Origin of the sequence: Pseudomonas congelans (assembly GCF_900103225.1) — a bacterium.
GTDB classification, from domain to species: Bacteria; Pseudomonadota; Gammaproteobacteria; order Pseudomonadales; family Pseudomonadaceae; genus Aquipseudomonas; species Aquipseudomonas congelans.
This window is the reverse complement of sequence record NZ_FNJH01000001.1, coordinates 744,637-771,143: the sequence shown is the minus strand read 5'-3', so window position 1 is coordinate 771,143 and position 26,507 is coordinate 744,637. Positions and strand designations below refer to the sequence as shown.

The following is a 26,507-nucleotide window of genomic DNA, read 5'->3' as shown; positions in this document are numbered from 1 at the left end:
CATGGTGACGCCGATGCTGCGCGCTTTGCTTACGGCGCTCATCCTTTCGAGCGCCACCCTGCCCGCTTTCGCGCAGGCCGCACTGCCGTTGCCTGCTGGCGATATACCGGCCTTGCGCATTCAAGGCTCCAATACCATCAATGCCCAACTGGGACCTGCGCTGGTCGAAGGTTTGATGCGCCAGCAAGGTCTGCAATCGGTACAGACCCTTCCCGGCAACACCCTCAATGAACAGCGCGTCGTCGGAACCACAGCTGCAGGACAACCCGTCAGTGTCGAAATCGCCGCGCATGGCTCAGGCACCGGTTTTACCGCACTGAAAGCAGGTAACACGGATATCGCTGCCTCCTCTCGACCGATCAAGGATCAGGAGGCCAAAGATCTGGCCAGCCTGGGTGACCTGAAAAGCGCAGCCAGCGAGCAGACCATTGCCATCGACGGCGTTGCAGTGATCCTGCATCCCGGCAATCCGGTGAGACAGCTGGATACCCTTCAACTGGCGCGTATTTTCAGTGGTGAAGTCAAAAACTGGAGTGAAGTTGGCGGCAATCCAGGCGCCATCCATCTCTATGTGCGCGATGAAAAGTCCGGCACCTACGAGACATTCAAGGACCTTGTACTAACCAAGTACGGCAAGAGCCTGCTTGGCACCGCTGCGCGCTTTGAGTCCAGCGAACAGCTCTCCGACGAAGTCAGCAAGGACATCAATGGCATCGGCTTCATCGGCCTGCCCTCCATACGGCGTGCCAAGGCCGTGGCGATAGCCGACGGCGATTCCAGCCCCATGCTGCCGACCGTCAGCCTGGTTGCCACCGAAGACTACCCGTTGTCGCGCCGCCTGTACTTTTATGTGCCTACGTCAGCCCATCAGCGCTGGGCGCAGGCGCTGATCCGTTTCGCGCAGAGTGCCGAAGGCCAGGAGATTGTCGCGCAAAGCGGTTTTGTCGCACAGACCGTGCAGGTGCTCAAGGTGCAGCCTACAGCGCAGATGCCCGCCGACTATCAGGCGCTGGCACGCAAGGCCGAACGCCTGTCCGTCAACTTCCGCTTTGCCCAGGGCAGCGCGCGTCTGGACAACAAGGCGCAGCAGGACCTCAAGCGGGTCGCGGACTACCTGAAATCCAGCGACAAACTGGATCGGCATGTGACGCTGGTCGGCTTCGGCGACGCCAAGAGCGACCCAGAGCGTGCCGCCCTGCTCTCCAGATTGCGTGCCATGGCCGTGCGCCGGGAACTGCTGAAAAGTGGCGTGACGTTCCGCGATATCGTTGGCATGGGTGACGAAATGCCGGTGGCCACCAATGATATCGACGACGGACGGATCAAGAACCGCCGCGTCGAGGTCTGGGTGCAGTGATCGACCGCTAGCTAGGACCTGCTGCGCGTCGGATTTTCGGGCATATATTTGCCCAGTTCATACTTGCCGATGGCAGCGCGATGCACTTCATCCGGGCCGTCAGCCAGACGCAGCGTACGCTGCATGGCGTACATATAGGCCAGCGGGAAATCACTGGAAACCCCGGCGCCACCGTGCATCTGGATCGCCCGGTCGATGACCTTCAGCGCCACATTGGGCGCTACCACCTTGATCTGCGCGATTTCGCTCCTGGCGACCTTGTTACCGGCGGTGTCCATCATGTAGGCCGCTTTCAGGGTCAGCAGGCGGGCCATGTCGATCTCCATGCGGGAGTCGGCGATCAGGTCGATATTGCCGCCCAGCCTGGCCAACGGCTTGCCGAACGCGACCCGGTCGATGGAACGCCTGCACATCAGTTCCAGCGCCCGTTCCGCCATGCCGATCGAGCGCATGCAGTGATGAATACGCCCTGGCCCGAGCCTTCCCTGAGCGATTTCAAACCCTCGCCCCTCGCCGAGCAGAACGTTCTCGAAAGGGACCCTGACGTTCTCGAACAGCACTTCGGCATGGCCATGGGGCGCATCGTCATAGCCGAACACCGGCAGTGGCCGCACGATCTTTACGCCGGGCGTATCGACCGGTACCAGAATCATCGAGTGCTGCTGGTGGCGCGGCCCTTCAGGATTGGTCAGCCCCATGAATATCAGGATTTTGCAGCGCGGGTCGCAGGCACCGGAGGTCCACCACTTGCGACCGTTGATGACCCACTGGTCACCGTCACGTTCGGCGCGTGCGGCCATATTGGTGGCGTCCGAGGAAGCCACGTCCGGCTCGGTCATCGCAAAGGCAGAGCGAATCTCACCGCGCAGCAGCGGCTCGAGCCAGCGGGCTTTCTGTTCCTCGCTGGCATAGCGGACCAGTACCTCCATGTTGCCGGTGTCGGGCGCCGAGCAATTGAAGGGCTCGGGGCCGAGCAGTGAGCGGCCCATGATTTCCGCCAGCGGTGCGTACTCCAGATTGCTCAGGCCGGCGCCCAGTCCGGAATCCGGCAGGAACAGATTCCACAACCCTTCAGACCTGGCACAGGCCTTGAGCTCTTCCATGATTGCCGTGGGCTGCCAGCGATCCCCTTCGGCCACTTGCCGCTCGAAAACCGGCTCGGCCGGATAAACGTATGCATCCATGAACGCCGTGACGCGTTCACGCAGGGCCTGCACCTTCGGGGAATACGCAAAATCCATGGGGTCGCCACCGTGTCGATCAGGTTGTCGAAGTCATGAACGCGATGCTAGAGAAACGCTGTACATTTATCTAATCTATTCTCAGCGTGTATAAACATTCATAACCGATATATGATCCCTCACCATTGCGGCACTACCACCCTCTAAACAGCCCATCACAATAACAGCACGAGGCGCCCCATCAATGAACCTGAACAAGGTCGATCTCAACCTTTTCATTGTCTTCGACGCCATCTACACCGAAGCCAATCTGACCCGCGCCGGACAGATTGTCGGCATTACCCAGCCTGCGGTCTCCAACGCACTGGCGCGGTTGCGCGAGACCTTCAACGACCCGCTGTTCGTGCGCACGGCACAAGGCATGGTGCCGACACCGATGGCGCAGAACATCATCGGCCCGGTGCGCAACGCGCTTTCATTGCTCAGGGTATCGGTGCAGGAGAGCCGCATCTTCAATCCGTTGCAGGCCAACAAGAACTACCGCATCAGCATGACTGACCTGACCGAGGCAGTCATCCTGCCAGCGCTGTTCCAGCGACTGCGACGCCTGGCACCTGCGGTGACCATCGAAAGCTTTCTGTCCAAACGCCGGGAAACCACCAAGGAACTGGCCGCCGGACGCCTCGACTTCGCCGTGGACGCGCCGCTCAACACTGACCCGCAGGTGCGGCATGTGAAGCTCATGGAGGACCGTTATGTGTGTGGCATGCGCAAGGGGCATCCATTGGCGAACAAGGCTGCGCTGACCCTCGACGATTACCTGAGCCAGGCGCATATCCATATCTCCAGCCGCCGCAGTGGGCTGGGTCATGTGGATCTGGCGCTCGGCAAGATGGGCATCCAGCGCAGAATCGCGTTGCGCTCGCAGCACTACATGATGGCAACCCAGGTGCTGCAGCAGACCGACATGGTCATGACCGTACCCGAGCGCTTTGCCCGTCGTAACGACTTGCACTATGTCTACTTGCCAGTCAGCGACGTACCCTCGGTCGAGACCCACCTGTACTGGCATGAAAGCACCGACCAGGATCCGGCCAACCGCTGGATGCGTGAACAGATCATCGAACTTTCACAGCGTGTGGTGGCCCAGGAACAAAGCCTAGAAAAAGCATGAAATATTAAGTTTAAATTATTGATTTAAAATAATTTAAACCACTTAGTTAATGTAGTTTCTAAGTGCCGGGGCGCGACTTTTCAAACTCTGGCATCGCCTCTGCTGCTTGACGTTTACGTAAAGCAGCCCTTAGTTTTGCGGTTGTATATCTCGTCGAGCCACGCCATGAGCAGTCACACCTACAGCATTTCCGAGCTCGCTCGCGAGCTGGACATCACCACCCGCGCCATACGCTTTTATGAAGAGCAAGGCATGCTCAGCCCTGAACGCAAGGGCCTGGAACGCATTTATACGGCTCGTGACAAGGTCACCCTGAAACTCATTCTGCGTGGCAAACGCATCGGTTTTTCCCTGGCTGAGTGCAAGGAACTGATCTCGTTGTACGACCCTGCCGGCGGCAATCAGAAGCAGCTGCAAACCATGTTGGGCAAGATCGCCGAACGCCGTGATCAGTTGGAGCAGCAGTTGCTGGACATCCACCAGATGCAACTGGAGCTGGACACCGCCGAGGAGCGCTGCCGAGCCGCACTCGATAAAACCGTTGCCGCCCCACTCTGACCCCTTCGCACTGACTACAAAGGCGCTGCCATGTCCCTCCCGCAAAAGGTGAATCTCGTTGAAGTCGGCCCGCGTGACGGCCTGCAGAATGAAGCACAACCCATCAGTGTCGACGACAAGGTGCGACTGGTGGATGACCTGACGGCAGCCGGGCTGGGCCATATCGAGGTCGGCAGCTTTGTTTCGGCCAAATGGGTCCCGCAGATGGCCGGCTCCGCGCAGGTGTTCGAGCGAATCCAGCGCCGTGGAGGTGTCATCTACTCGGCTCTAGCACCGAACCTGCGTGGTTTCGAAGACGCATTGGCTGCCGGGGTCAGAGAAGTCGCGGTGTTCGCGGCGGCGACCGAAGGGTTCTCGCAGCGCAACCTCAACTGCTCGATCAGCGAAAGCCTGGAGCGCTTCGCGCCTGTCATGGAAGCCGCACGGATGCATGGCGTGCGGGTTCGAGGGTATGTGTCGTGCGTGTTGGGCTGCCCTTACGAGGGCACCGTTTCGCCCGAACAGGTCGCGACGGTCGCCAACGAACTGCACGCGATGGGCTGCTATGAAATTTCCCTGGGCGACACCATCGGAACCGGCACGCCGGGCGCCACACGGGCATTGTTGAACGCCGTGGCTGCGCAGATACCGCGCGGCAAGCTGGCCGGTCACTTTCATGACACTTATGGCCAGGCGCTGGTAAATATCTATGCAAGCCTGGAGGAAGGCATCCAGGTCTTCGACAGCTCCGTGGCCGGCCTCGGTGGCTGCCCATATGCCAAGGGTGCCAGCGGCAACGTGGCCACCGAGGACGTGCTGTACATGTTGCAGGGGCTGGGTATCGAAACCGGCGTCGATCTGGATCAGGTCATCGCGGCGGGCCAGCGCATCTGCGATGTACTGCAACGCGGCAATGGCTCTCGCGTGGCAAAAGCCAGGCTGTCTGCATAGCGCGGTCGCTTGTCGGTAACAGGGTGCGACAACTTGCCACAGAGTGTTACTCTGCCCCGCGCCAAGCCGAGACAAACGGGTAACACGGAAACACTCGGTTGCAGAATCAAACGGCCCGATGCCGGAAAAACAAGGTCAGCCCCCGGTATTACGGGGGTTTTGAAAACCTGGCACGGGTCCTGCTATATCCTTTGTACAACAAAAATAAAAACACGCAGCAACCCAATAAAAACAATACGTACCGGCTCTGACATAACAAGAACAACACGGACAGAGACGTAGCTAACAGATTTTTTTGGAGTGGATAGCTTTTCTGAACCGCTTGCCTCGCAAGTCGTTCGCAGCCAGACAAAGAACAATAAAACTGCCTCTAGGCAGCTGACGAACTGGTTGGATCACTACGATGAAAGTGTCATCAGCGCTCAAAAAAATACGTTTGCTCTTGGTCCCGCATGTGGACCGCTCAAAAAAGATGTGAAGGGTAAGGTCGCCAAAAACAACAACAGGCCTCCCGAAAAACAAAAAAGAGCATAGCAACATACCTTGAAGGGGAGCCCAGGCTCCCCTTCGTGCTTTCCGGCGTTCCGCCCCTCCTCCCTCATGACTGAAAAATACAGGCTGATCACTCTTCGTCGGCATCGGCAACGACGTTGACAGCAAAACCCTACAGGTTTACGTTAACGTAAAGGTCATGGCTGGTAGACGCTATGGCCGCATCCAGAAAGACGCGCCATCCCGCACAAGGCGCCACTCAAGAACAAAAAAAGGAACGCCCCATGAGTTACCCCAGCCTGAACTTCGCCCTGGGCGAAACCATCGACATGCTGCGCGATCAGCTGCAATCCTTTGTCGCCGCAGAGCTTGCCCCGCGCGCAGCGCAGATCGACAAGGACAACCTGTTCCCCGCCGATATGTGGCGCAAGTTCGGTGAAATGGGCGTATTGGGGATCACTGTCAGCGAAGAATACGGTGGCGCGGGCCTGGGTTATCTGGCGCACGTCGTGGCGATGGAAGAAATCAGCCGTGGTTCGGCATCCGTTGCGCTGTCCTATGGCGCCCATTCCAATCTGTGCGTTAACCAGATCAACCGCAATGGCAGCCCGGCGCAAAAGGCCCGATACCTGCCGAAGCTGATCAGCGGCGAACACGTTGGCGCGCTGGCCATGAGCGAACCCAATGCAGGCTCGGACGTGGTGTCGATGAAACTGCGCGCCGACAAGCGCGGTGATCGCTATGTGCTCAACGGCAGCAAGACCTGGATCACCAATGGCCCGGATGCCAACACCTATGTGATCTACGCCAAGACCGATCTGGAAAAGGCAGCCCACGGCATCAGTGCGTTTATCGTCGAACGCGACTGGAAAGGCTTCTCGCGCGGCAGCAAGTTCGACAAGCTGGGCATGCGCGGCTCCAACACCTGCGAACTGTTTTTCGATGATGTCGAGGTGCCCGAGGAGAACCTGCTGGGCATGCTTGATGGCGGAGTCAGGGTGCTGATGAGCGGCCTCGATTACGAACGCGTCGTGCTCTCCGGCGGACCGACCGGGATCATGCAGGCGTGCATGGACGTGGTGGTGCCGTACATTCACGACCGCAAACAGTTCGGCCAGAGCATCGGCGAGTTTCAGCTGATTCAGGGCAAGGTCGCAGACATGTACACCCAGCTCAATGCCAGCCGGGCCTATCTGTATGCGGTCGCCCAGGCCTGTGACCGCGGCGAGACCACTCGCAAGGACGCTGCAGGGGTGATCCTGTACAGCGCCGAGCGGGCCACGCAGATGGCGCTGGAGGCCATCCAGATTCTGGGCGGCAATGGCTACATCAACGAGTTTCCGGCGGGCCGACTGTTGCGCGACGCCAAACTCTACGAGATCGGCGCAGGCACCAGTGAAATCCGGCGCATGCTCATCGGTCGCGAACTGTTCAACGAAACCCGTTGATTGCGGAGCCACCATGACCATCCTGCAGACCCGAATCAACACCCGCTCGCCTGAATTCATCCTCAACCGCGATGCCCTGCTCAAGCAGGTCGAAGCGCTGCGCTTGCTGTTGAGCAACGTCCAGCAAGGTGGCGGCCCCAAGGCCCAGGAGCGACACACATCACGCGGCAAGTTGCTGCCGCGCGAGCGTATCAATCGTTTGCTGGACACCGGTTCGCCGTTTCTGGAAATCGGCCAACTGGCTGCACATGAGGTGTACGGCGAAGACGTCCCGGCCGCTGGGGTGATCGCCGGAATCGGCCGGGTCGAGGGCGTCGAATGCATGATCATCGCCAACGATGCCACGGTCAAAGGCGGCTCCTATTACCCGCTGACCGTCAAAAAGCATTTGCGCGCACAGACGATCGCCCAGCAGAACCGCCTGCCGTGCATCTATCTGGTGGATTCCGGCGGCGCCAACCTGCCGCGTCAGGATGAGGTGTTTCCGGATCGCGAACATTTCGGGCGGATCTTCTTCAACCAGGCCAACATGAGCGCTCAGGGGATCGCCCAGATCGCGGTGGTCATGGGCTCCTGTACCGCAGGTGGCGCGTATGTACCGGCCATGGCCGACGAAGCGATCATGGTTCGCCAGCAGGCGACGATCTTCCTGGCCGGCCCGCCACTGGTCAAGGCGGCAACCGGCGAAGTAGTCAGCGCCGAAGAGCTGGGCGGTGCCGATGTGCACTGCCGCACTTCCGGTGTGGCCGACCACTATGCCGACAACGACGATCACGCGCTCGCACTGGCACGACGCAGCATCGCCAATCTGAACTGGCGCAAGCAGGGTCAACTGAACACAGTCGCGCCCATTGCACCGCTGTACGCCAGCGACGACCTCTACGGCATCATCCCCGCCGACACCAAACAGCCATTCGATGTGAGAGAAGTCATCGCACGGCTGGTGGATGGCTCGGTACTCGACGAATTCAAGGCTCTGTTCGGCACTACGCTGGTGTGTGGCTTTGCACGTCTGCATGGCTACCCGATCGCGATCCTCGCCAATAACGGCATCCTCTTCGCAGAAGCGGCACAGAAAGGTGCGCACTTCATTGAGCTGGCCTGCCAGAGAGGGATCCCGCTGCTGTTCCTGCAAAATATCACCGGCTTCATGGTCGGGCAGAAGTATGAAGCGGGCGGCATTGCCAAGCATGGTGCCAAGCTGGTGAACGCCGTGGCCTGTGCCAGGGTGCCGAAATTCACGGTGATCATCGGCGGCAGTTTTGGCGCGGGGAATTACGGCATGTGTGGCCGCGCTTACGATCCGCGCTTTCTATGGATGTGGCCCAACGCGCGGATCGGTGTCATGGGTGGCGAACAGGCTGCCGGCGTACTGGTACAGGTCAAGTGCGAGCAGGCCGAGCGAGCCGGCCAGGCGTTCAGCGCCGAACAGCAGGTCGAGCTTAAACAGCCGATTCTCGATCAGTACGAGCACCAGGGCCATCCTTACTATTCCAGCGCTCGCCTGTGGGACGACGGGGTCATCGACCCGGCGCAAACCCGCGACATTCTCGCGCTTGCCCTCTCCGCCTCGCTCAACGCGCCCATCGAACCTACCACCTTCGGCCTGTTCCGAATGTGAGCCGGGAAATGATCATGACTTCGACCTCCTTCGCAACCATAGAGCTGATCAACGACCCACGTGGCTTTGCCACGCTGTGGCTGAATCGACCGGACAAGAACAACGCCTTCAACGCGCAGATGATCCGCGAGCTGATTATCGCGCTGGACCAGGTACAAGGCGATGCCAGCCTGCGCTTTCTGCTGTTGCGTGGCCGTGGCCGGCATTTCAGTGCTGGTGCCGACCTGGCATGGATGCAGCAGGCAGCAGATCTGGATTACAACACCAATCTGGACGACGCCCGCGAACTGGCGGAATTGATGTACAACCTCGCCAGGCTGAAAATCCCGACGCTCGCCGTGGTACAGGGTGCAGCATTCGGCGGTGCGCTGGGCCTGATCAGTTGCTGTGACATGGCCATCGCAGCGGCGGATGCGCAGTTCTGCCTGTCCGAAGTGCGCATTGGCCTGGCGCCGGCCGTCATCAGCCCATTCGTGGTACAGGCCATCGGCGAACGCGCCACGCGACGCTACACCCTGACGGCCGAGCGCTTCGATGGCCAGCGGGCGCAGCAGATTGGTCTGGTTGCCGAGTGCTACCCGGCTGCAGAGTTGCAAGACCGAACGCAACACTGGGTCGACAACCTGTTGCTCAACAGCCCGCAGGCCATGCGCGTCAGCAAGGAACTGCTGCGCGAAGTCGGCTGCGGTGAGCTGACCCCTGCGCTACGCCGCTACTGCGAAAGCGCCATCGCGCGCATCCGCACCAGCGCCGAAGGACAGGAAGGCCTGCGCGCTTTCCTGCAAAAACGCACGCCCGGCTGGCAGCCGGTCAGTGATAAGCCGCCTGGCGATCCCGTTGCTGCAACCTCGGCAGCCCGGCACGAACCTCAGAAGGACTCGCAATCATGAGCATGCCCGAGCTGACCACGCTGTTGATTGCCAACCGCGGCGAGATTGCCTGCCGCATCATGCGCACTGCGAAAAACATGGGCCTCACTACGGTCGCCGTGCACAGTGCCATCGACCGTGATGCCCGGCACAGCCGCGAGGCCGATATCTGCGTAGACCTTGGTGGCAGCAAGGCCGCAGAGAGTTATCTGGCAATCGAAAAACTTATCGAAGCAGCCAAAACCAGTGGCGCGCACGCGATCCACCCCGGCTACGGTTTCCTGTCTGAGAATGCCGACTTTGCGCGTGCCATCGAAGACGCCGGCCTGATTTTCCTCGGTCCACCTGCCTCGGCTATCGATGCAATGGGCAGCAAATCCGCCGCCAAGGCCCTGATGGAGCAGGCAGGCGTGCCCTTGGTGCCTGGCTATCACGGCGAAGCACAGGACATCGAGACGTTCCGCACCGCAGCCGAGCGCATCGGCTATCCGGTGCTGTTGAAAGCCACCGCTGGCGGCGGCGGCAAAGGCATGAAAGTGGTCGAGCACACTGGCGAACTGGCCGAAGCGCTGGCTTCCGCGCAACGCGAGGCGCTGTCCTCTTTCGGTGACGCGAGGATGCTGGTAGAGAAATATGTGCTCGCCCCACGCCACGTCGAAATCCAGGTGTTTGCCGACCGGCGTGGCCACTGCCTGTATCTCAATGAGCGCGATTGCTCTATTCAGCGCCGACACCAGAAGGTCGTCGAGGAAGCGCCAGCCCCCGGCCTGACAGGCCCATTGCGCAAAGCCATGGGCGAAGCAGCGGTGAAAGCCGCACAAGCTATCGGCTACGTGGGTGCAGGTACGGTCGAGTTCCTGCTGGACGCACGTGGCGAGTTTTTCTTCATGGAAATGAATACCCGCCTGCAGGTAGAACACCCGGTCACCGAATACATCACCGGGCTGGACCTGGTGGAATGGCAGATCCGTGTCGCCAGAGGCGAATCGCTGCCCATCACCCAGGAGCAGGTGCCCCTGACCGGCCATGCCATTGAAGTCCGTTTGTATGCCGAAGACCCGGCCAACGACTTTCTTCCGGCCACCGGCACGCTGGAACTCTACAGAGAGCCTGCGCCCGGCCCCGGCAGGCGGGTGGACAGCGGCGTTGCCGAGGGCGACAGCATCTCGCCCTTCTACGACCCGATGCTTGGCAAGCTGATTGCCTGGGGCGAAGACCGCGAGCAAGCCCGTCTGCGCCTGCTGTCCATGCTCGACGAATTTGCCGTGGGCGGAGTCAGGACCAACTTGGCCTTTCTGCGCCGGATCATCGCGCATCCAGCGTTCGCCGCCGCGCAGCTTGATACCGGCTTCATTCCCCGCTATCAGGCGCAACTGCTGCCGCAAACCGACGAACCGGACGAGAGATTCTGGCAGGCTGCTGCCGAAGCCTTCAGTCAGAGCGAACCGGCCCGCATCGATCAAGCCGATCCGTATTCGCCCTGGGCCGTCAGCAGCGGCTTTCGCGCCGGCCTGCCCGCCGAGACGGATCTGCAACTGAGCTGCAACGGTCAGACGCGAAATGCCAGCCTGCGCCACAGCAGCCCCTCGTTATTCACACTGAGTGGCGAGCATCTACAGGTCGAGCACAACGGTGTCCGTCAACGGCACATGGCGATACGACGCGGCAACACGCTCTATCTGGAATGGCAAGGCGAGCTGCACACCGTCACCCGGCTGGACGCCATCGCTCAGGCCGGCGTCGGAGAGGGTCAGCACGGAGGCCTGACAGCACCGATGAATGGCAGCATCGTAAGGGTACTGGTTGAAGTGGGTCAGGCTGTCGAGTCTGGCGCGCAACTGGTGGTGCTGGAAGCCATGAAGATGGAGCACAGCATCCGTGCCGCCAGCGCCGGAGTGATTACAGCGCTCTACTGCAACGAGGGAGAGATGGTCAACGAAGGCGCGGTACTGGTGGAGCTGGACTGACGCTCGCCAATCTCCGCACATGAAAACGCCCTGAACAGTCAGGGCGTTTTCGTGCAGCAACTTTCGTGTAGCAAATTCCGTGCAGAAAATAGACGCTTAGTAGTAGGCGTTTTCTTTCTGCGTATGGTCGGTAACATCACGAACGCCCGACAGCTCGGGAATACGCTCAAGCAGTGTGCGCTCGATACCTTCCTTCAGCGTGACATCGGCCTGACCACAGCCCTGGCAACCGCCACCGAATTGCAGCACGGCGATGTTCTTCGCCTCTTCCTCAACCACATCGATCAGCGTGACCTGACCGCCATGGCTGGCCAGGCCCGGGTTGATCTCGGTTTGCAGGTAGTAATTGATGCGCTCGTTGATCGGACTGTCGGCATTGACCATCGGCACTTTGGCGTTCGGTGCCTTGATGGTCAGCTGGCCGCCCATCCGGTCGGTGGCGTAGTCGACCACTGCATCGTCCAGAAAGGCCTCGCTGAAGCCGTCGATCCAGGCCGTGAAGCTCTTCAGGCCGATGGCCTTGTCTTCCGGTTTTTCTTCGCCCGGCTTGCAGTAGGCAATGCAGGTTTCGGCGTACTGGGTGCCGGGCTGGGTGATAAATACGCGGATGCCAATGCCCGGGGTATTCTGCTTTTCCAGCAGATCGGCCAGATAATCGTGGGCGGCATCGGTAATAGTGATAGCGGTCATGAAAATTCCTCGCAGACGTGCTGGCAGTTTACGCCAATCGGCCGCGTCACACAAAGTCCCAGTATTTTTGTCAGGTTAATGCTTGTGCCTGACTGAGCGCCCGGCGTCCATCCAGCCAGCCTTTCATCCGGCGATAGAGGCCCTTCTCGATCCACTCATAACTGACCCAGGCACCGATGGCGATGATCGGTACGCAGAATGCAAAGACCACATAGGGACTGAGGCCGAAGCGCTGGGCCATCAGCAAGCCGCCGTACAGCACCAGAACGTGCAGCAAGTACACCGAATACGAACAGTCACCCAGCACCTTGAGCAGTCGATTGCCCTGAAAATACGGTTCCAGCGAGATGCACGACAGCACAATCAAGGCACTCGGCAGGCCCCAGTTGAGCAGGCGCTGCTCGTTGCTCAAGTTGTTGATTGCATACAGGCCGACCGCAATGCCTGCCAACGGCAGCCATAGCGCCTGTCTGATCCAGCCCCGGCGATAGATGATGCCGATACCGATCCCCAGCAGGAATTCGTAAATGATGTCGTTGCCGTAGAAGCGGCTGATCAGCCCGGCACGGGCCAGAACCTCACTGACCGCAAACAGCGCTGCGGCAATGATCAGCGGCCGGTGGCGCTGTTTGAAGAGGAATACCATCGAAAACAGCAGGTAGAAGAACATCTCATAGTTCAGCGTCCAGCCAACGTTGAGCGTCGGATAAAGACCATAACCACCAGGGTTTTCGGAAGGAATGAACACCAGTGACAAGAGGAAATTCTGCCAGCCGATGACCTGGTGCGGAAGCATCGGCGCTGCAATCAGCAGCAACAACGCCATGGCGGCGGTGTATAGCCAGTAGGCCGGAACGATGCGAATCAGGCGATGCAGAATGAAGCGCCGTGCCGGCATGTCGCTGTTCTGCGTAGACAAAAAGATCACCAGACCGCTGATGACGAAGAAGATATCGACGCCGACCGCGCCCTTTGACACAAAGAACTGCCCTACCGGCCCGCTGGCCTTGAAATCGAAAAAAATCTGCATGAAGTGATGACACACCACGACCCACGCTGCGAACGCCCGTAGGGCCTGAACTGAAATCAACATCACGAAAAACCTCTACTACCTGACTTTCAATCATGGGCCGCTGAATGAACCGGCCTATGACGCGCACCATTTCGGACCACCTTTTTGAAAAAAAGATCGCGCAAGATACATTTCGTTCAGGAAGTAAAGATGGCCGCAGGCCATGTTGCACAAGGGCCTGCGGCGTGAAGCCCCCGTTTTTCAGAGGTTCTCGTAGCGATTCATGTCCAGCACACCCGCTTCGCGTGGTTCAGTTTCCTGAACGTAGCGATTCAGATCGTGGAAGTAGCTCCAGAACAGCGTATGAGTACGTCGGATGCCCCAGCGCTGGACGATCTGCTCGAAGCTCACCTGATCCTTGCTCTGCTGCATGGCCTCGACAAAGGCCGGCACTTGTGCGACCGGAATATTGAAGATGAAATTCGGGTAACTGCTGAGCACGCCCGGGTAGACGGTCAAGGTGTCCAGGCCCGGAATATAGCGGTATGACTCGCCCAGCAGAAACGCGACATTACTGTGCGCGCGATTGCGCAGCATGCTGTAGATAACGCGCTTGCCGTTGCTGCCCTCGATGCGCAGCATGCTCGCTTCCGGCAACTGATCGATAACCTTCAGACCCGCCGCAGGACGCGACGTCAATCGGCTCAGCGCCTGTTCTGCCTGAGCGAAGCTGCTGTCGAGACCAGGCCGCGAGCAATACGCCCCGGTGCAGCGGTTGATCGGATCAGGCGCGGCATTCAGGGTACCGAAGCGCTCGATCAGTCTGGAGGCAAAGTCACGCTGCGCGGCCTTTTCATCGAGCTTGATGCCTGTCGGCGTATCGTCGTCGATCTTCTGGTAATCCAGCCACATCTTGATTTTGCCGCCCTCCTGATAAAGATCACTGAGCATGTCTTCACGCAGATCGGCAGGCATCAGGCGCAGGAAGTTGATCTCGGCGCCGTTGCGGATCAAGTCGAAATACAGCCGCGTGTGGGCCTGATGTGCAACATTGCCATAGACATCGAAGTTCACCGCCAACTGGTAATAGGTGCGCTCCAGCAACGGGTAGTCGAACAGCCACATGGAATGCGGCACGTCGCCAATCAGTCCTTTATTGACCGATGCACTGTCGAAATGGCGGAAAACGGTCAGCAAGGCATTGTCATTGCCTGCCCACAGCGTGCTCCAGCCCGGCGCAGGCATTTTCGTGTAACTGTCGCGGCGCAGGTCTTCGTACTCATTGCGCCGGTCGCGGTAGGACAGCCACAAGCTCAGCACGCTGCCCACGTCATCGTTCTGCCCCGGCATGGCCAGCAATGGGGTGGCCTCCCCGCGATACGTCGCATCGGTGATGTAACGATCGTGGGACGGATCCTGGAACAGCACCCAGAACTGATCGCGAATCACGTCTGTGGCGATCTGCCCGCGACAGACCGGCCCGCGAATGAAGGTTCGGACGAAATACTCGGCGTTGTCGAGCATGAACTGATAGCGCGCCGCCGCCGGGATGGCTTCGAAGGTCAGAAACGGATTGGCACGATGGCCAGGGCCGTAACCCGGCAACGCGCTGACTTTCCAGTCGGCCCCGTAGAACAACTGCCTGACCCGCGCCAACTTCTGCGGGCTCATGGCGTAGGTGATGTGGGTCTTGTGCACGATCACGCCTTGCACGGGAATCAGCCGGTAATAAAAGTCGCTGCCCGGATCGTCGTCGGGACGACGCGTGGCGATTAGGTCTACAGGTTTGCCGCGCGGGGTTCGCGAGCGCACCCACTGGAAGAAGTGCCCTGCTTCACCGCCTTCAAAATAGATGTGCGCCAGAAACAGATGCTCGAACAGCCAGCGACCGACCAGCGCCTGATTCGCGCCAGGTTCGTTTAGCTGCGCCTCCCAGGCATTGATCTGCGCCGCCTCGGTGACACTCTGGGTAATGGCCTGCTGCTCGACCGGCGCACCGGTGGCCAGCCAACGCTGCAGGGTCTGGTATTCGGCATCGGTCAGACCGGCCACCGCGAGCGGCATGCCCTGTTGCGCGTGGGCAGCCGCATAGGCATTGAATTCGCCAGGCAGCGGGCAGACGTTTTCGCGATTGATGCCCAGCGCGATGTCATCCGGAATCTTGCTGTTGGCTGCCAAGGGTGCACTGCGCCCCAGGTCAAGCATGCGCGTCATCAACGCCGCCTGACTGCCCTGGGCCTCCAACACTGAATAGAAACCCTTGCCGCGCCACGCGTCGGTGTCACGCGCATCATAAAACAGACGCGTCGGCGCCACCGCCTCGCTACGTTCGCCCTGATAGACCGGGACTTTGCTCGCGCCACGGCTCACGCCTTCCCCGCTGCCCAGGTTCAACTGGCAGGGAGCGTCATTGCAGGCGTGGCAGGCAACGCACTTCTCGGTGAGGATCGGCTGGATATCCTTCACATAGGAAATCGCCGGGGATGCCGGTGTGGCGCGGGGTGTGGAAGTCTGGGCCTGGGCAGCACAGCAGATAAAAAGCAAGGCGACGCTTGCCAACAAACGGTGCGGCATATCCCGAGGGCTCTGATATTAAAATGACACAATTCTACAAGGGCACCCTCGACTCAAACATGAATGATTTTCATGCAAAAGGCACAACAACACTAAAACCGTTCCGGTTTGCTATCATCCCGTTCTTTAAAGAATCGACCTTCTCAAGGTAGCCCCCATGTCTGACCGCAGCGCCCGCCATCAAGCCTTTCTCACTGCTCTGAAACAGAGGATCCTGATCCTCGATGGCGGCATGGGCACCATGATCCAGAGCTACAGGCTCGAAGAACAGGATTATCGCGGCAAGCGCTTTGCCGACTGGCCCAGCGATGTCAAAGGCAACAACGACCTGTTGATCCTGACCCGTCCTGACGTGATCGGCGCCATTGAGAAGGCTTATCTGGATGCTGGCGCCGACATTCTCGAGACCAACACATTCAACGCCACGCAGGTGTCCCAGGCCGACTACGGCATGGAATCGATCGTCTACGAACTGAACGTCGAAGGTGCACGCCTGGCACGCAAGGTCGCAGACGCCAAGACGCTGGAAACCCCGGACAAGCCGCGCTTCGTTGCGGGCGTTCTGGGCCCTACCAGCCGCACCTGCTCGCTGTCCCCGGACGTCAACAACCCCGGCTATCGCAACGTGACGTTCGACGAACTGGTCGAGAACTACACCGAAGCGACCAAGGGGTTGATCGAAGGCGGTGCCGACCTGATCCTCATCGAGACCATTTTCGACACGCTCAATGCCAAGGCGGCGATCTTTGCTGTACAGGGTGTGTTCGAAGAAGTGGGCTTCGAGCTGCCGATCATGATTTCCGGGACCATCACCGATGCCTCGGGGCGCACCCTGTCCGGCCAGACCACCGAAGCGTTCTGGAACTCGATCAGCCATGCCAAACCGATCTCGGTCGGTTTGAACTGCGCACTGGGCGCCAGCGAACTGCGCCCTTACCTGCAAGAGCTGGCCAATAAAGCCAACACCCATGTCTCCGCGCACCCCAATGCCGGCTTGCCGAATGCATTTGGCGAATACGACGAACTGCCGAGCCAGACGGCGAAGATCATCGAAGAATTCGCCCAAAGCGGTTTCCTGAACATCGTCGGCGGCTGCTGCGGTACTACCCCGGCCCACATCAAGGCGATTGCCGAGGCTGTTTCGGGTTACGCGCCCAGGGAAATTCCGGACATTCCCAAGGCCTGCCGCCTGTCGGGCCTCGAACCGTTCACCATTGATCGCCAGTCGCTGTTCGTCAACGTTGGCGAGCGTACCAACATTACCGGCTCCGCGCGCTTTGCCCGCCTGATCCGTGAAGACAATTACACCGAAGCGCTGGAAGTCGCCCTGCAGCAGGTCGAAGCCGGCGCTCAGGTGATCGATATCAACATGGACGAAGGGATGCTTGACTCGAAGAAGGCCATGGTGACCTTCCTCAACCTGATCGCAGGCGAGCCGGACATCTCCCGCGTACCGATCATGATCGACTCCTCGAAGTGGGAAGTGATCGAGGCCGGCCTCAAGTGCATTCAGGGCAAGGGCATCGTCAACTCCATCAGCATGAAAGAAGGCGTCGAGCAGTTCATTCATCACGCACGGCTGTGCAAGCGATACGGCGCGGCCGTGGTGGTCATGGCCTTCGACGAACAGGGTCAGGCCGATACCGAGGCGCGCAAGAAGGAAATCTGCAAGCGTTCCTACGACATTCTGGTCAACGAAGTGGGCTTCCCGCCGGAAGACATCATTTTCGACCCGAACATCTTCGCCATCGCCACCGGTATCGAAGAACACAACAACTATGCCGTGGACTTCATCAACGCGTGCGCCTACATCCGTGACGAGCTGCCATATGCGCTGACGTCGGGCGGCGTGTCCAACGTGTCGTTCTCGTTCCGCGGCAACAACCCGGTGCGTGAAGCGATCCACTCGGTGTTCCTGCTGCATGCGATCCGCAATGGCCTGAGCATGGGCATCGTCAACGCCGGTCAGCTGGAAATCTACGACCAGATCCCCGCTGAACTGCGCGACTGCGTCGAAGACGTGGTGCTCAACCGCAATCCGGAGGGTACCGACGCGTTGCTGGCGATTGCCGACAAGTTCAAGGGTGATGGCAGCGTCAAGGAAGCCGAAACCGAAGAATGGCGCAGCTGGCCGGTCAATCAGCGTCTGGAACACGCGCTGGTCAAGGGCATCACCACCCACATCGTCCAGGACACCGAAGAGTCGCGCCTGGGGTTCGCGCGGCCCATCGAAGTGATCGAGGGCCCGCTGATGGCGGGCATGAACGTGGTCGGCGACCTGTTTGGCGCAGGCAAGATGTTCCTGCCCCAGGTGGTCAAGTCCGCACGCGTGATGAAGCAGGCGGTGGCGCACCTGATTCCGTTCATCGAGCTGGAAAAGGGCGACAAGCCGGAAGCCAAGGGTAAGATCCTGATGGCGACGGTCAAGGGCGACGTGCACGACATCGGCAAGAACATCGTCGGCGTTGTGCTGGGCTGTAACGGCTACGACATCGTCGACCTGGGCGTGATGGTGCCTGCCGAAAAAATCCTGCAAGTGGCCCGCGACGAGAAATGCGACATTATCGGCCTATCCGGCCTGATCACCCCGTCACTGGACGAAATGGTGCATGTCGCCCGGGAAATGCAGCGCCAGGACTTTCACCTGCCGCTGATGATCGGCGGCGCTACCACGTCCAAGGCGCACACGGCGGTAAAGATCGAGCCCAAATACAGCAATGACGCAGTGATCTACGTCACCGATGCTTCCCGAGCAGTCGGCGTCGCGACCCAGCTGCTGTCGAAAGAGCTGAAGCCGGCCTTCATTGAAAAGACCCGACTCGAATACATCGAAGTGCGTGAGCGCACCTCGGCACGCAGCGCGCGCACTGAACGCCTGAGCTACGGTGCTGCAGTGGCTAAAAAGCCACAGTTCGACTGGGAAAACTACACCCCTGCTCAGCCGACGTTCACCGGTACCCGGGTGCTGGAGGATATCGACCTGAACGTGCTGGCCGAGTACATCGACTGGACGCCGTTCTTCATTTCCTGGGACCTGGCTGGCAAGTACCCGCGCATCCTCAACGACGAAGTGGTCGGTGAAGCAGCCACCGCGCTGTACGCCGACGCCACACAGATGCTGCGCAAGCTGATCGACGAGAAGCTGATCAGCGCCCGCGCGGTCTTCGGCTTCTGGCCGGCCAATCAGGTCAACGACGATGATCTGGAAGTCTATGGCGACGACGGCAAGCCGCTGGCCAGGTTGCATCACCTGCGCCAGCAGACCATCAAGCCTGACGGCAAGCCGAATTTCTCGCTGGCCGACTTCGTTGCGCCAAAGGACAGTGGCCTGACCGACTACATCGGCGGGTTCATCACCACTGCCGGCATTGGCGCCGAGGAAGTTGCCAAGGCGTATCAGGACAAGGGCGACGATTACAACTCGATCATGGTCAAGGCGCTTGCCGACCGTCTCGCCGAAGCCTGCGCCGAATGGCTGCACCAGCAGGTGCGCAAGGAATACTGGGGCTATGCAAAAGACGAAGCACTGGATAACGAGGCGCTGATCAAGGAGCAATACATGGGCATACGCCCGGCGCCCGGTTACCCAGCGTGCCCCGATCACACGGAAAAGGGCACCCTGTTCGCCCTGCTCGATCCACTGCCGGAAGGCAGCGCCGAACACACCGCAGGCAAGAGCGGTGTGTTCCTGACCGAGCACTACGCGATGTTCCCGGCTGCAGCGGTCAGCGGCTGGTACTTCGCCCATCCTCAGGCGCAATACTTCGCCGTGGGCAAGGTCGACAAGGATCAGGTCGAAAGCTACACCGCCCGCAAGGGCCAGGACCTCAGTGTCACCGAGCGCTGGCTGGCCCCGAACCTGGGCTACGACGAGTAACGCCTGACCGGTTATCGCCGCTTGAGTGATCAGGCGGCAACATCCCTTTCAGGGAAAATGGCGACGCTTCGCCAGAAGCTTGCACATTGAATGCCTGAATATCGAGCCGGTAATGCTCGCCCCTGGCTGCATTCAGAAAGCGTTGCGCATCCTGCGGCTCGACGACGTGAACCACATCAATGATGCGTGCGCCGATCTGTTGCCGCGCCTGCCTTTGGGCAGTGTCATAGCGGTGCAAGAGAATGATCGCCCACCCGCCCAGGGTGAAATGCCCTGAAGCCACAACGCTCAGACTGCCATTGAGCTGAGCCTGCAGCGAAAGTGACGTGCCGTTGATAGCACTGAACAATACGTCCTGCCCCGGCTTGCCGCCTCTCTCGCGCAATGCATCCATCGCACCGAACGCCATTTGCTCGTTGGCAGCCCATACCAGGCGTGTCTGTGGGTAACGCTTGAATAGCACGCGAGCCTGCTCGAGCGCGCGATCACGGCGCCAGCCACCCAGCACAATCTGCCGTAGATGCACCTCCGGATGCTCGGCCAGGGCGCGCAGCATGCCTTTTTCACGCAACAGGGAAACGGGCGTGGTGTTGGTCCCGGAAAATGCCAGCATGTCGATGACCTGACCATCCGTGATAGGAGCCGCGAGACTGATAAGCCGTTTTGCTGTCAGATAACCGCCCTCTTCATCGTTACCCACCAGGCTGCCGATGAAACTCGGATAGCGCGATGGCAGGTCACCGAGAATCCGGATCTGGTCAGGGGTCAGCGTATTGTTGACGGCAAACAGCTTGACCCCGCTGCCCACGGACATACGCAGGACTTCAGGGGCGATATTCAGCTCATTGGAAAACAACAGGTAATCCGGGCGCTCGTCCCCCTGCAGCGTCGCTCGCGCCAGATCGAGCAACTTGCGGGTGTCGCGCTCGGTAAAAAGTATTTTCAGCGACATGCCGGTGGTGTCGGCAGCCGTCTGCATGACCCGGGAATAACTTTGCCAATAATTATCGGATGCTGCACCGGGGCTCAGAAATACTACCGAGGCGGCGTGTGTCGTCCCAGCCCACAGACAACTGCACAGCATCAGCCAGCCAGCATATAACGCCTTCATATCAACGAACCTTGAAGCAGCAGGGATTTATCGCTACGAGCGAGTTATCGGCTGCGGCAGCAAGGTTCTGGAGACCTCGGCAGATTCTTTATCAGCCTGTCACTGGCTGCTGGCCCAGAACATCGCGGCGCCTACCGCCAGAATGACAATGAATAAAATGGCCCAGGTATCCACGGATCTGGCTGGCTTGGCTATTTTTGGGTGCTTGCTCATCGCATCGCCTCTTGTCGGTCTTGTGGGTGATTGCACATGAATAGGAGTGTCTCGACACCTGTTCGGCATCGGTCAGAGTTCAGTTAAGTCGAGTCTTGCCCACACGGCAAGCAGGGATATGAACAGTCGCCCTTTTGTTTATCGCTTTTAGTGATTTGCATATATATAAACATCACTTTTATCGATAACTGCAAACTGCTATCGTCGCCTTCGCTCCCCGGGGAGTGCGCGGCCGTGCGCGCAGAATTGACCAGATGAAGCAGGAAACAACGAGCAGCGGGCTTTTTCCAGACTGACGCCACTGCCCTGCTTCATGACGAAGCCTGAGAACAGGACCTATATGTACGTATACGACGATTACGATCAGAAGATCATCGAGGACCGCGTCAAGCAGTTCCGGGATCAGACCCGACGCTACCTGGCCGGGGAACTGAGCGAAGAAGAGTTTCGACCGTTGCGCCTGCAAAACGGTCTTTATGTTCAGCGCTTCGCGCCAATGTTGCGCGTCGCCGTTCCCTACGGTCAGCTGACCTCTCGCCAGGCGCGCATGATGGCGAAAATCGCGCGTGACTACGATAAAGGCTACGCGCACATCAGCACCCGCCAGAATGTACAGTTCAACTGGCCTGCGCTTGAAGATGTTCCCGATATTCTCGCTGAACTGGCGACCGTGCAGATGCACGCTATCCAGACCAGTGGCAACTGCCTGCGCAACGTCACCACCGACCAGTTTGCCGGTGTGGCGGCAGACGAACTGGTAGACCCGCGTCCATGGTGCGAGATCGTCCGTCAGTGGACCACGTTCCACCCTGAATTCGCTTACCTGCCGCGCAAGTTCAAGATCGCGATCAACGGCTCGACCAGCGACCGCGCAGCCATCGAAGTGCATGACATCGGCCTCGAGCCATTGCGTAACGAAGCTGGCGAACTGGGCTTCCGCGTTCTGGTCGGTGGCGGCCTTGGCCGTACGCCTGTCGTCGGTGCCTTCATCAATGAGTTCCTGCCGTGGCAGGACCTGCTGAGCTATCTCGACGCCATCCTGCGGGTTTACAACCGCTATGGCCGTCGCGACAACAAGTACAAGGCGCGAATCAAGATTCTGGTCAAGGCGCTGACCCCTGAAGTGTTCGCCGCCAAGGTCGAGGCTGAAATGGCTCACCTGCGTGGCGGTCAGACCACCCTGACCGAAGCCGAAGTGCAGCGCGTTTCCCGGCACTTCGTTGACCCGCAATACAAGGCTCTCAGCGATCAGCACGCCGAACTGGCAGCGCTGGACGCCCAACACCCAGGTTTCGCTCGCTGGCGTCAACGCAATGTGCTGGCGCACAAGAAGCCTGGCTACATTGCCGTGACCCTGTCGCTCAAGCCAACCGGCGTCGCCCCTGGCGATGTGACCGACAAGCAACTGGACGCCATTGCCGACCTGGCCGATCGCTATAGCTTCGGTCAACTGCGCACCTCTCACGAGCAGAACATCATCCTCGCCGATGTTGAGCAGAGTGAGCTGTTCAGCCTGTGGAACGAGCTGCGCGACAATGGTTTCGCGACGCCGAACATTGGCCTTCTGACCGACATCATCTGCTGCCCGGGCGGTGATTTCTGCTCACTGGCCAATGCCAAGTCGATCCCGATTGCCGAATCCATCCAGCGTCGTTTCGACGATCTGGACTACCTGTTCGATATCGGCGAGCTGGACCTGAACATCTCCGGCTGCATGAACGCCTGCGGCCACCACCATGTCGGCCATATCGGCGTGCTGGGCGTGGACAAGAAAGGTGAAGAGTTCTATCAGGTTTCGCTCGGCGGCAGTGCCAGCCGTGACGCAAGCCTGGGCAAGATTCTCGGCCCTTCCTTTGCCCAGGAGGCGATGCCGGACGTGATCGAGAAGCTGATCGACGTCTACGTTGAAAAACGTACCGAAGACGAGCGTTTCATCGACACCTACCAACGTATTGGCATTGACCCTTTCAAGGAGCGCGTCTATGCAGCGAATCATTAAGAACAACGAAGTCATCGATGAAACCTGGCACCTGCTGCCCAAGGACACTACGTTTGACAGCCTGTCGAACTGCGACGACCTGATCGTGCCGCTGGCGCTATGGCGCGAACACGCGCACGCCCTCAAGGCACGCGATGGTGGTCTGGGTGTGTGGCTGGACAGCGATGAGGAAGCCGAGGAAATCGGCGAGGACGTTGACCAGTTTCAGGTCATCGCCCTGAATTTCCCGGCCTTCACTGATGGTCGCAGCTTCTCGAATGCGCGCCTGTTGCGCGATCGTTATGGCTACAAGGGTGAGTTGCGCGCCATCGGCGACGTGCTGCGCGATCAGTTGTTCTACATGCGCCGCTGTGGCTTCGATGCGTTTGCGGTGCGTGCCGACAAGGATCCGTATGAGGCGCTGGAAGGCTTGAAGGACTTCTCGGTCACCTATCAGGCTGCGACCGACGAGCCGCTGCCGCTGTTCCGGCGCCGCTGATTCAGGCGTCTCGGCGTCTCGTCCCGGTGCTCAATTAAGATAACTATCGTGCCTACGCTTCGCGTAGGCACGCAGTTCGTGACGCTCTGCGTCACACGGCGATTCTGCGATGTCAGGTGGATTGGCGTTCGGCTCAAGTCACCTTTTCGCCCTCGGCGACTCACTTTGAGGGACCAAAGTGAGCAAAGTCCCAAGCTCCGTTTCCGGCCCGACTTCGTCGGGTTCCTTCGCCCTGTCACTGATCCGGGGGTCGCCGCAACGGGCCATCCATGGCCCGGTGCGGCTAGCATGGCGTCCAGCCAGGCTAGCCCTGGATCAGCGCCAGGACTCAGCCGTCACTTACGTCGTACTCTGCGTCGTCAGTGCCATCGCGGTTGAAAAGCACTTTAAAACAGTTTGGTTAAGAGCACGACTCGGGATCTGACGACTATCGTTCCCATGCTCCGCGTGGGAATGCAGTTCGTGACGCTCCGCGTCGCAAAGCGGTTCTGCGCCATCAGGTGACTTGGATTCGACTCAGGTCACCTTTTCACGCACTCCTACCAGAACCGCTGCTGAGTCAAACGTCCCCACCATTTGGTGGCCAATTGATCCGCAGAGGTGGCAGCCGCCATGCCCATGCGCTCCTGCAGGCTCTTGCGTTGCACGTAGTGCAGGTGGAACACGTCTGCGTCCTTGGCTCGCTCAGCCAGGTACTCGTCACTGGTCTTGAGCTCATCGACCAGCAGCTTGTCGACCGCTGCCATGCCCAGCCATACCTCACCCGTTGCCACTTCGTCGATGGACAATTGCGGGCGATAGCTGGCAACGAAGTTCTTGAACAGGTCGTGGGTGATGTCCAGATCCTGCTGGAATTTCTCGCGGCCCTTTTCGGTGTTTTCGCCAAACACGGTCAGGGTGCGCTTGTACTCACCTGCGGTCAGCACTTCGAAATCGATGTCGTGCTTCTTCAACAGGCGATTGACGTTGGGCAGCTGTGCCACAACGCCAATGGACCCGAGGATGGCGAACGGCGCGCTGATGATCTTGTTGCCGATGCACGCCATCATGTAGCCGCCACTGGCCGCGACCTTGTCGATGCACACCGTCAACGGGATGCCCGCCTGACGAATGCGCGCCAGTTGCGACGACGCCAGGCCATAGCTGTGGACCATGCCGCCGCCGCTTTCCAGACGCAGTACCACTTCATCCTTGTCAGTGGCCAGGGTCAGCAGTGCGGTGATTTCATGACGCATGCTTTCAGTGGCCGAGGCCTTGATATCCCCGTCGAAATCCAGCACATAGACACGGGCCTTGGGCTCGGCCTGCTTTTTCTCTTTCTTCAGCGCCTTGCCCTGCTCCTTGCGCAACGTCTTGAGGCGCTCCTTGTCGAGCAATGACTGCTCAAGCCGTTCGCGCAGGCATTTGTAGAAATCATTGAGCCGGGTGACCTGCAATTGTCCGGACGACTTGCGACGGCCCTTGCCACGCATGGACGCAATGGCAGCCAGCACCACAACGATGGCGATCACCAGCGTCACGGTCTTGGCCAGAAAACTTGCGTAATCGACAACGAAATCCACGAATATCCCTCATTAGTGTCAGGCCCTTACCAATCAAGGGCTGTGATGAATGCAGCATACCGACGCCCTGTGCGGCGCACCAGCCAATGACCCGTTACAAACCATTAAAACGATGATTTCAAACGAGCGTATGTTTTTTCATTGACAGTCCCCCGGCATCCCTCATAACCTCGGTGCACCTTCGGCGTACCGAGAAGAAACGGACGTGGGCAGCATCTACCTGATACGACATGGCCAGGCCTCATTTGGTGCAGACAATTACGACGTGCTGTCGCCCGTGGGTATTCGTCAGTCACAGGTGCTGGGTGCCTACCTTGCCGAGCAGGGCCTGAGCTTTAATCGCTGTGTGTCCGGTGAGCTAATGCGCCAGAAAGATACCGCCCGGCATATGCTGGGCCAGTACGCCGAAGCGGGCCTTGATACGCCTGATGTGCAGCTGGACAGCGCGTTCGATGAATTCGATGCCGAAGGCGTGATCAGGGCGTTGATACCGGCGATGCTCGAAGACGAACCGCAAGCGCTGGAGATTCTGCGCGACGCCGCCGCAAATCCTGCTGGATTCCAGCGCCTGTTCAACCTGATTACCGGGCGCTGGCTGAGTGGCAATCACGACACGCCAGGGCTGCAAAGCTGGCAGGCGTTCGTTGCGCGCGTCGAAGCAGGCCTGAAGCGGATTCTCCAGGCTGCCGGCCCGCACGAGCGTATCGCGGTATTCACGTCCGGCGGCACCATTACCGCCCTGCTGCATCTCATTACCGGAATGCCTGCATCAAAGGCACTGGAGCTTCACTGGCACATCGTCAATACGTCGTTGCACCAGCTTAAATTCAAAGGCGACGACGTTACCCTGGCTTCCTTCAACGGTTACACACATTTGCAACTGCTGAAGGCGCCGGAGCTCATCACCTATCGCTGAGCCCGGCCAATCGCGTCTTGTTGGACGCTGGCACTCACTCAAAAGGATCACCACATGACCTCAGTAGCAGACGCCGTACAGACCATGAAAAACAAGTTCAACCCAGCTGCTGCTGCCGGTCTGGACCTGGTCTTCGGTTTCAATATCACCGACGAAGACAAGCAATACGCTCTGATCGTCAAGGACGGCACCTGCGACCTGCAGGAAGGCGAAAACCCGGATGCCAACGTGACTCTGGTCATGGACAGCGAGACCCTCAAGGGCATCGTCAGCGGCGAGACCGATGGCATGCAGGCCTTCATGGGCGGCAAGCTGCGTGCCGAGGGCGACATGATGCTGGCCATGAAGCTCAGCGAGCTGTTCCCGGTATAAACCTGCCGCGCTGCAGGCCGTACTACCTGAAAACCGAAGCCCTGGCGGCTTCGGTTTTTTTGTGCGTGCATCTTTCTATAAAACAGCAATCAGAGCCACTGATTGC

The 26,507-nt window shown here is 59.4% G+C and carries 20 protein-coding genes; 13 read left to right on the top strand and 7 right to left on the bottom strand.

What is annotated here, in order from left to right:
• The first annotated feature begins 13 nt into the window (after positions 1-13).
• Positions 14-1,357, top strand: a complete 1,344-nt coding sequence (locus BLR20_RS03380; RefSeq protein ID WP_054993672.1) for a substrate-binding domain-containing protein — start codon at positions 14-16, stop codon at positions 1,355-1,357.
• 11 nt (positions 1,358-1,368) lie between these two features.
• On the opposite strand, the gene BLR20_RS03375 is transcribed toward BLR20_RS03380, so the two are convergent.
• Positions 1,369-2,598 carry an acyl-CoA dehydrogenase gene (locus BLR20_RS03375; RefSeq protein ID WP_054993673.1) on the bottom strand — a complete coding sequence of 410 codons (1,230 nt, stop codon included), beginning with the start codon at positions 2,596-2,598 and terminating at the stop codon, positions 1,369-1,371.
• Between the two features lie 184 nt (positions 2,599-2,782).
• Here BLR20_RS03375 and BLR20_RS03370 point away from each other — a divergent pair, with 184 nt between their 5' ends.
• The 3 genes from BLR20_RS03370 (at position 2,783) to BLR20_RS03360 (ending at position 5,200) form a co-directional block, all read left to right on the top strand.
• Positions 2,783-3,712 carry a LysR family transcriptional regulator gene (locus tag BLR20_RS03370; protein ID WP_010429473.1) on the top strand — a complete coding sequence of 310 codons (930 nt, stop codon included), beginning with the start codon at positions 2,783-2,785 and terminating at the stop codon, positions 3,710-3,712.
• 165 nt (positions 3,713-3,877) lie between these two features.
• Positions 3,878-4,270: a MerR family transcriptional regulator gene (locus BLR20_RS03365; protein WP_054993674.1), complete on the top strand. Its 393-nt coding sequence runs from the start codon at positions 3,878-3,880 to the stop codon at positions 4,268-4,270.
• Positions 4,271-4,300: 30 nt separating this feature from the next.
• Entirely contained in the window at positions 4,301-5,200 is a 900-nt protein-coding gene (locus tag BLR20_RS03360; protein ID WP_054993675.1) for a hydroxymethylglutaryl-CoA lyase, read from the top strand.
• A 282-nt stretch (positions 5,201-5,482) separates the two neighbouring features.
• Here BLR20_RS03360 and BLR20_RS03355 read toward each other — a convergent pair whose 3' ends face one another.
• Positions 5,483-5,740 carry a hypothetical protein gene (locus tag BLR20_RS03355; RefSeq protein ID WP_025990875.1) on the bottom strand — a complete coding sequence of 86 codons (258 nt, stop codon included), beginning with the start codon at positions 5,738-5,740 and terminating at the stop codon, positions 5,483-5,485.
• A gap of 236 nt (positions 5,741-5,976) precedes the next feature.
• Between BLR20_RS03355 and BLR20_RS03350 the strand changes: the two genes are divergently transcribed.
• Genes BLR20_RS03350 through BLR20_RS03335 form a run of 4 tightly spaced genes read left to right on the top strand, consistent with a single transcriptional unit; the run spans position 5,977 to position 11,597 of the window.
• Positions 5,977-7,140 (top strand): isovaleryl-CoA dehydrogenase, encoded by a 1,164-nt coding sequence (locus BLR20_RS03350; RefSeq protein ID WP_054993676.1) that lies wholly within the window; start codon positions 5,977-5,979, stop codon positions 7,138-7,140.
• Positions 7,141-7,153: 13 nt separating this feature from the next.
• Positions 7,154-8,761 (top strand): carboxyl transferase domain-containing protein, encoded by a 1,608-nt coding sequence (locus tag BLR20_RS03345; protein WP_054993677.1) that lies wholly within the window; start codon positions 7,154-7,156, stop codon positions 8,759-8,761.
• Positions 8,762-8,775: 14 nt separating this feature from the next.
• On the top strand, positions 8,776-9,651 hold the full coding sequence (locus BLR20_RS03340; protein WP_032614083.1) for a gamma-carboxygeranoyl-CoA hydratase: 876 nt from the start codon (positions 8,776-8,778) through the stop codon (positions 9,649-9,651).
• The gene (locus tag BLR20_RS03335; RefSeq protein ID WP_054993678.1) at positions 9,648-11,597 is read left to right on the top strand and encodes an acetyl/propionyl/methylcrotonyl-CoA carboxylase subunit alpha; all 1,950 of its coding nucleotides are present in this window, start codon (positions 9,648-9,650) and stop codon (positions 11,595-11,597) included. The genes BLR20_RS03340 and BLR20_RS03335 overlap by 4 nt, the downstream gene beginning before the upstream one ends.
• Before the next feature lie 96 nt (positions 11,598-11,693).
• Here BLR20_RS03335 and nfuA read toward each other — a convergent pair whose 3' ends face one another.
• From nfuA to BLR20_RS03320, 3 genes are all read right to left on the bottom strand, one after another.
• Positions 11,694-12,287, bottom strand: coding sequence for a Fe-S biogenesis protein NfuA (gene nfuA / locus BLR20_RS03330; RefSeq protein WP_002553665.1), 594 nt, complete (start codon positions 12,285-12,287; stop codon positions 11,694-11,696).
• A 70-nt stretch (positions 12,288-12,357) separates the two neighbouring features.
• Entirely contained in the window at positions 12,358-13,380 is a 1,023-nt protein-coding gene (locus tag BLR20_RS03325; protein ID WP_010429432.1) for an acyltransferase family protein, read from the bottom strand.
• Positions 13,381-13,560: 180 nt separating this feature from the next.
• On the bottom strand, positions 13,561-15,873 hold the full coding sequence (locus tag BLR20_RS03320; RefSeq protein ID WP_054993679.1) for a fatty acid cis/trans isomerase: 2,313 nt from the start codon (positions 15,871-15,873) through the stop codon (positions 13,561-13,563).
• Positions 15,874-16,030: 157 nt separating this feature from the next.
• Here BLR20_RS03320 and metH point away from each other — a divergent pair, with 157 nt between their 5' ends.
• Complete coding sequence (gene metH, locus BLR20_RS03315) at positions 16,031-19,750, top strand: methionine synthase (protein ID WP_010429430.1); 3,720 nt, start codon at positions 16,031-16,033, stop codon at positions 19,748-19,750.
• Here the strand turns inward: metH and BLR20_RS03310 are convergent.
• The gene (locus tag BLR20_RS03310; protein ID WP_054993680.1) at positions 19,707-20,861 is read right to left on the bottom strand and encodes an ABC transporter substrate-binding protein; all 1,155 of its coding nucleotides are present in this window, start codon (positions 20,859-20,861) and stop codon (positions 19,707-19,709) included. The two genes, metH and BLR20_RS03310, sit on opposite strands and share 44 nt — an antisense overlap.
• Before the next feature lie 553 nt (positions 20,862-21,414).
• Between BLR20_RS03310 and BLR20_RS03305 the strand changes: the two genes are divergently transcribed.
• Together BLR20_RS03305 and BLR20_RS03300 are read left to right on the top strand one after the other, a co-directional pair.
• Positions 21,415-23,073, top strand: coding sequence for a nitrite/sulfite reductase (locus BLR20_RS03305; RefSeq protein WP_010429423.1), 1,659 nt, complete (start codon positions 21,415-21,417; stop codon positions 23,071-23,073).
• Positions 23,057-23,551: a DUF934 domain-containing protein gene (locus tag BLR20_RS03300; RefSeq protein WP_010429422.1), complete on the top strand. Its 495-nt coding sequence runs from the start codon at positions 23,057-23,059 to the stop codon at positions 23,549-23,551. The genes BLR20_RS03305 and BLR20_RS03300 overlap by 17 nt, the downstream gene beginning before the upstream one ends.
• A gap of 539 nt (positions 23,552-24,090) precedes the next feature.
• On the opposite strand, the gene sohB is transcribed toward BLR20_RS03300, so the two are convergent.
• A complete protein-coding gene (gene sohB / locus BLR20_RS03290) occupies positions 24,091-25,113 on the bottom strand; it encodes a protease SohB (protein ID WP_054992846.1) in 1,023 nt (340 codons plus the stop codon).
• A gap of 205 nt (positions 25,114-25,318) precedes the next feature.
• On the opposite strand from sohB, the gene BLR20_RS03285 reads away from it, so the two are divergent.
• Together BLR20_RS03285 and BLR20_RS03280 are read left to right on the top strand one after the other, a co-directional pair.
• Complete coding sequence (locus BLR20_RS03285; RefSeq protein WP_054992847.1) at positions 25,319-26,029, top strand: histidine phosphatase family protein; 711 nt, start codon at positions 25,319-25,321, stop codon at positions 26,027-26,029.
• Between the two features lie 54 nt (positions 26,030-26,083).
• Entirely contained in the window at positions 26,084-26,401 is a 318-nt protein-coding gene (locus BLR20_RS03280; protein ID WP_010433839.1) for an SCP2 sterol-binding domain-containing protein, read from the top strand.
• The last annotated feature ends 106 nt before the right edge of the window (positions 26,402-26,507 follow it).

Coding starts and splice junctions, on each gene's coding strand:
- BLR20_RS03380 (WP_054993672.1), top strand. CDS start 14: ATGCTGCGCGCTTTGCTTACGGCGCTCATCCTTTCGAGCGCCACCCTG.
- BLR20_RS03375 (WP_054993673.1), bottom strand. CDS start 2,598: ATGGATTTTGCGTATTCCCCGAAGGTGCAGGCCCTGCGTGAACGCGTC.
- BLR20_RS03370 (WP_010429473.1), top strand. CDS start 2,783: ATGAACCTGAACAAGGTCGATCTCAACCTTTTCATTGTCTTCGACGCC.
- BLR20_RS03365 (WP_054993674.1), top strand. CDS start 3,878: ATGAGCAGTCACACCTACAGCATTTCCGAGCTCGCTCGCGAGCTGGAC.
- BLR20_RS03360 (WP_054993675.1), top strand. CDS start 4,301: ATGTCCCTCCCGCAAAAGGTGAATCTCGTTGAAGTCGGCCCGCGTGAC.
- BLR20_RS03355 (WP_025990875.1), bottom strand. CDS start 5,740: ATGTTGCTATGCTCTTTTTTGTTTTTCGGGAGGCCTGTTGTTGTTTTT.
- BLR20_RS03350 (WP_054993676.1), top strand. CDS start 5,977: ATGAGTTACCCCAGCCTGAACTTCGCCCTGGGCGAAACCATCGACATG.
- BLR20_RS03345 (WP_054993677.1), top strand. CDS start 7,154: ATGACCATCCTGCAGACCCGAATCAACACCCGCTCGCCTGAATTCATC.
- BLR20_RS03340 (WP_032614083.1), top strand. CDS start 8,776: ATGACTTCGACCTCCTTCGCAACCATAGAGCTGATCAACGACCCACGT.
- BLR20_RS03335 (WP_054993678.1), top strand. CDS start 9,648: ATGAGCATGCCCGAGCTGACCACGCTGTTGATTGCCAACCGCGGCGAG.
- nfuA (WP_002553665.1), bottom strand. CDS start 12,287: ATGACCGCTATCACTATTACCGATGCCGCCCACGATTATCTGGCCGAT.
- BLR20_RS03325 (WP_010429432.1), bottom strand. CDS start 13,380: ATGTTGATTTCAGTTCAGGCCCTACGGGCGTTCGCAGCGTGGGTCGTG.
- BLR20_RS03320 (WP_054993679.1), bottom strand. CDS start 15,873: ATGCCGCACCGTTTGTTGGCAAGCGTCGCCTTGCTTTTTATCTGCTGT.
- metH (WP_010429430.1), top strand. CDS start 16,031: ATGTCTGACCGCAGCGCCCGCCATCAAGCCTTTCTCACTGCTCTGAAA.
- BLR20_RS03310 (WP_054993680.1), bottom strand. CDS start 20,861: ATGAAGGCGTTATATGCTGGCTGGCTGATGCTGTGCAGTTGTCTGTGG.
- BLR20_RS03305 (WP_010429423.1), top strand. CDS start 21,415: ATGTACGTATACGACGATTACGATCAGAAGATCATCGAGGACCGCGTC.
- BLR20_RS03300 (WP_010429422.1), top strand. CDS start 23,057: ATGCAGCGAATCATTAAGAACAACGAAGTCATCGATGAAACCTGGCAC.
- BLR20_RS03280 (WP_010433839.1), top strand. CDS start 26,084: ATGACCTCAGTAGCAGACGCCGTACAGACCATGAAAAACAAGTTCAAC.